The following is a 430-nucleotide window of genomic DNA, read 5'->3' on the forward strand; positions in this document are numbered from 1 at the left end:
GTGCTGGCCGCCGTGGTGGCCAACCGCTGGTTCACCGCGCGGCGCGGGCTGGTGATCGGCATCCTCACGGCGAGTTCGGCCACCGGCCAGCTTGCGTTCCTGCCGGTTGCGGCATGGCTGATCGAGCATATGGGATGGCGCACGGCGGTGGTTCCGGTGCTCGTGGCCTGCGCCGCGCTGGCACTGCTCGTCTTCGCGCTGATGCGCAACCGGCCCGGCGATGTCGGCCTGCCCGCGTTCGGCGAACTGCCCGGCACGGCGCCGGCGCCGTCCGGCCCGCCCATGCCGCTCACGCTGCGCGGCCCCTTCGTCGTGCTGCGCGACGCCGCGCGCACGCAGACCTTCTGGCTGCTGGCCGGCACGTTCTTTATCTGCGGATTGTCCACCAACGGCCTGATCCAGACGCACTTCATCGCCCTGTGCGCGGACT

The 430-nt window shown here is 71.6% G+C and carries 1 protein-coding gene; it reads left to right on the forward strand.

The features are described from left to right. On the forward strand, positions 1-430 hold a 430-nt coding region (locus tag AC1DMY_RS21000), incomplete at both ends, for an MFS transporter (RefSeq protein ID WP_477166775.1).

The sequence above is a fragment of the Dyella sp. 01L423 genome, assembly GCF_056399945.1.